We start from the raw sequence: 4,202 nt of genomic DNA, 5'->3' as shown, positions 1-4,202 counted from the left end.
ACTGCACGTTCCCATTCACGAAACGATCTATCGCGACTCCACGCTCCAGAACGAACTCATCGATATCACCCATATTGCAGACGGGGCGGCGGTCATCCATTTCTGGAGCCGCCTGGCTGCCGGCGCCAGCCACCCGGCCGGCCTCCACGTAGTGGACACACTGATCATTGACGTGCTGACGAGGCAGGACGATATCTGGCGCATCCGGGCGCTCGAAAATGTGACCCTTGTGAACCCGCGGACCGGTGAGGCGATCTTGCGCGGCTAGCGCAGTCTAGAGCTGACAGAACATCTTCTATCGGTCGAGTCTTGTGCTATTAAAAGAGTAGCTGCTCGCGCCGGTCCTTATTGGCTTGCGGGCTAATTTTGTTCTGAAAAAACGGCAAAATCTGCCTTCAGGCGTTCCCCTGAGGCCCAAAAGCAGTCCAAAAGCGCCTAAAACAGGTCCCGGGAGGGCAAAATACACGTTATTCAGGCACGGAAAGTAGCTGCAGGCCAATAGGGGCGGGCGCAAGCAGCTATTAAAACAATAGCAAATTCCGGAGTGCCAAGGGCATCGTCAGCCTCCTGAAAGCCCATTATCCATAATTAAGAATTCAGTTTCGCGGGTTTTCCAGTGTTTCTGGCCTTGAGACAACAACCCATCCGGAGACAACGCCGTGTTCAAGTCACTTCTGCTCACCAAGTCCGACGCCGGCTTTTCAGCGGCCATCACCGACACCGACGAGGCCCAGCTTCCGGCGGGCGACGTGCTGGCGCAGGTCGAGTACTCCACCCTCAACTACAAGGACGGTCTGGCCATTACCAACAAGGGGCCGGTGGTGCGCAGCTGGCCCATGGTGGCGGGCATTGACGGCGCGGGCACTGTTCTGGAATCGAGCCACCCCGGCTGGAAAGCCGGCGACCGCTTTGTGCACAACGGCTGGGGCCTGGGTGAAACGCGCTGGGGCCTGATGGCCGAGCGGGCGCGTTTGCAGGGCGACTGGCTCGTGAAGTTGCCGGCAGCCTTCACCACCCGCCAGACCATGGCGATTGGCACGGCGGGCTACACCGCCATGCTCAGCGTGATGGCGCTGGAGGCGCACGGCGCCAAACCCGGCGACGGCGAGGTGCTGGTGACGGGCGCGACCGGTGGCGTGGGCAGCGTGGCCGTTGCCTTGCTGGGCAAGCTGGGCTATACCGTGGTGGCCGCCACCGGCAAGGCCAGTGAGGAAGCCTATCTGAGGCAACTGGGCGCCAGCAGCGTGATCGATCGGGCCGAGCTGTCTGCCCCCGGCAAGCCGTTGCAAAAAGAGCGCTGGGCCGCGGTGGTGGACGCCGTCGGCTCGCACACGCTGGCCAATGCCTGTGCGCAGACGCGCTATGGCGGTGTGGTCACGGCCTGCGGGCTCGCGCAGGGCGCGGATTTCCCGGCGACGGTGATGCCGTTYATCCTGCGCAGCGTCACACTGACTGGCATCGACAGCGTGATGGCGCCCCTGGCCAAACGCCAGCAGGCCTGGGACCGGTTGGCAAAAGACCTGGACACTGCCAGGCTCGAGGCCATGGTGGAAGAGATTTCGATGGCGAAAGCGGTAGAAAAGGCCGCCGACTTGATGTCGGGCAAGGTGCGCGGCCGCATCGTTGTCAAAATCTGAGCATGAATTCAAAAAGCAAAAACGGAGACGAGACATGACGAGCTACGCAGACTTTTATCGCCAGTCCATCGACCAGCCCGAGGCCTTCTGGACCGAGCAGGCCCAACTGATCGACTGGCACAAGCCCTTCACCCGCGTCTGCAACGACGACAATCCGCCGTTTGCCCAGTGGTTTGAGGGCGGGCAAACCAACCTGTGCCACAACGCGGTAGACCGGCACCTGAAAGACCGGCCAGACCAGCCCGCGCTGATTTATGTCTCCAGCGAAACCGGTATTGAAAAAACCTATACCTTCGCCGAGCTGCACGCCGAGGTGCAGCGCATGGCCGCCAGCCTGCTGGCCATGGGCGTGGTCAAGGGCGACCGCGTGCTCATCTACATGCCCATGATTGCCGAGGCCGCCTTTGCCATGCTGGCCTGCGCGCGCATAGGCGCCATCCACTGCGTGGTGTTCGGCGGCTTTGCCAGCGGCTCACTGGCTTCGCGCATCGACGACGCCACGCCGCGCGTGATCATCAGCGCCGACGCCGGCTCGCGCGGCGGCAAGGTGGTGGCGTACAAGCCGCTGCTCGACGAAGCCATTCGCCTGTCAAAACACCAGCCTGAAGCCGTGCTGCTGGTTGACCGCGGCCTGGCGCCCATGTCCATCGTGGCCGGGCGCGATTTGCATTGGGAGACCTTGCGCGCCAAGTACATGCACGCGCTGGTGCACTGCGTGTGGCTGGACTCCGCCGCCATCAGCTACACCATCTACACCAGCGGAACCACCGGCAAGCCCAAGGGCGTGCAGCGCGACACCGGCGGTTATGCCGTGGCGCTGGCCGCCAGCATGAAGCACATCTTTGACGGCCGCGCGGGCGAAACCTACTTTTCGACCAGCGACATCGGCTGGGTCGTAGGCCACAGCTACATCATCTACGGCCCGCTGATTGCCGGCATGGCCACCATCATGTATGAAGGCCTGCCCACGCAAGGCATGGACAAGCAACCCAACGGCGCCATCTGGTGGAGCCTGGTGGAAAAGTACAAGGTCACCGGCATGTTCAGCGCGCCCACCGCGGTGCGCGTACTCAAAAAGCAGGACCCGGCCCTGCTCAAAAAACACGACCTCTCAAGCCTGCGTGCCTTCTTCCTGGCCGGCGAACCGCTCGATGAGCCGACAGCCCGCTGGATCAGCGAAGGCCTGAACGTGCCCATCATCGACAACTACTGGCAGACCGAATCCGGCTGGCCCATCATCACGATTGCCAACGGCGTTGAAAAGAAGGCCAGCAAGTTCGGCAGCCCCGGCGTGCCCATGTACGGCTACAAGGTCAAGATCCTGCACGAGTCCACCGGCGAAGAGCTGACGCAACCCCATGAAAAAGGCGTGGTCGTCATTGAAGGCCCGACGCCGCCCGGCTTCATGCAAACCATCTGGAAGGACGACGCGCGCTTCGTCAACACCTACTGGAAGAGCGTGCCCGGCAAGCAGGTCTACAGCACTTTCGACTGGGGCATACGCGACGAAGACGGTTACTACTTCATCCTGGGCCGCACCGACGACGTCATCAATGTCGCAGGCCACCGCCTGGGCACGCGCGAGATTGAAGAAAGCATTTCAGGCCATGCCGGCGTCGCCGAGGTGGCGGTGATCGGCGTGGCCGATCAGCTCAAGGGCCAGGTCGCCATGGCTTTTGCTGTGCCCAAGGATGCGAACGTGCTGGCCGACAAGGCGGCGGCCATGAAGCTCGAAGGCGAGATCATGAAGCGCGTGGATGGCGATTTGGGGGCTGTCGCCCGACCGTCACGCGTGCACTTCGTTTCAGCCTTGCCCAAGACCCGCAGCGGCAAGATGCTGCGCCGCGCGATCCAGGCSGTGTGCGAGGGCAGGGACCCGGGGGATTTAACGACGATGGATGACCCGGCGGCGTTGCAGCAGATTCGGGATCGGGTGGCAGGGTAAGGCCGCAGTGCGGGGGCGTTTGCGGGCGTTCTAGCCCGTATTCAAAGACCGTCAGGGCGATCTGACAACCAGGATTGAAACATCTGCCTGGTTCGGTGAGCATCTTCCTCAGATTTGAAGAATAGATCGGCGCCGCCATCGTAGGGCGCAAACGCTGTTTGGCGCTCCGGATTGAAAATTAGAACGGGGCCGGTTTTGTCATCAGCTACCGCGCTTAACAGCAGGTCGAAGTCTCCAGATCGCCAGGTAATGTTGGCCGCAACGAACTGCATTGCATCGTCTTCTTCGCTATCGGCCATCACGTGGGTGAGCGGAAGCTGGTCGAGCGGGCCTTGCTCATCCGGATCCCATGATCGCTTTTCACCGAACTGGGTTGCAAACAGCACGCAATTACTGTCTTGCCCCAGAAGTTCTTGCGCTGTTTCGTTGTAGCGGCGAAGTACTTCCATTCGCTCTTTGTCGGAGTCGGCATATCGCTTTGCCTCCGGTAGGCTGTGTATTCGGACCCACCGCAGTGGGATCGCCTGGCGGCAGAGGAAGCCCGCGGGGCTTGCGTGCGGAAATGCGGTCTTCCATGCGCGCAGAACGTGATCTGGATTCATGCTGGACTTAAGTTGGAC

The 4,202-nt window shown here is 61.7% G+C and carries 3 protein-coding genes and 1 pseudogene; 3 read left to right on the top strand and 1 reads right to left on the bottom strand.

Translation table 11 applies throughout. The features are described 5' to 3' along the window. The 3 genes and pseudogenes from AC1D1X_RS16940 to AC1D1X_RS16930 all read left to right on the top strand — a co-directional run. Positions 1-268: pseudogene (locus tag AC1D1X_RS16940) on the top strand (DUF4440 domain-containing protein); the annotation flags it as partial. 391 nt (positions 269-659) lie between these two features. Beyond that, complete coding sequence (acuI, locus tag AC1D1X_RS16935) at positions 660-1,637, top strand: acrylyl-CoA reductase (NADPH) (RefSeq protein ID WP_477669322.1); 978 nt, start codon at positions 660-662, stop codon at positions 1,635-1,637. A gap of 34 nt (positions 1,638-1,671) precedes the next feature. Then, the gene (locus AC1D1X_RS16930) at positions 1,672-3,582 is read left to right on the top strand and encodes a propionate--CoA ligase (protein WP_477669323.1); all 1,911 of its coding nucleotides are present in this window, start codon (positions 1,672-1,674) and stop codon (positions 3,580-3,582) included. A 41-nt stretch (positions 3,583-3,623) separates the two neighbouring features. Here AC1D1X_RS16930 and AC1D1X_RS16925 read toward each other — a convergent pair. Further along, a partial coding sequence (locus tag AC1D1X_RS16925) for a DUF3885 domain-containing protein (protein ID WP_477698714.1) occupies positions 3,624-4,202 on the bottom strand: 579 nt, incomplete at its 5' end.

The sequence above is a fragment of the Polaromonas sp. P1_G4 genome, assembly GCF_056405475.1.
The sequence above is the reverse complement of the archived record's forward strand: the minus strand, read 5'-3'. Positions and strand labels throughout refer to the sequence as shown.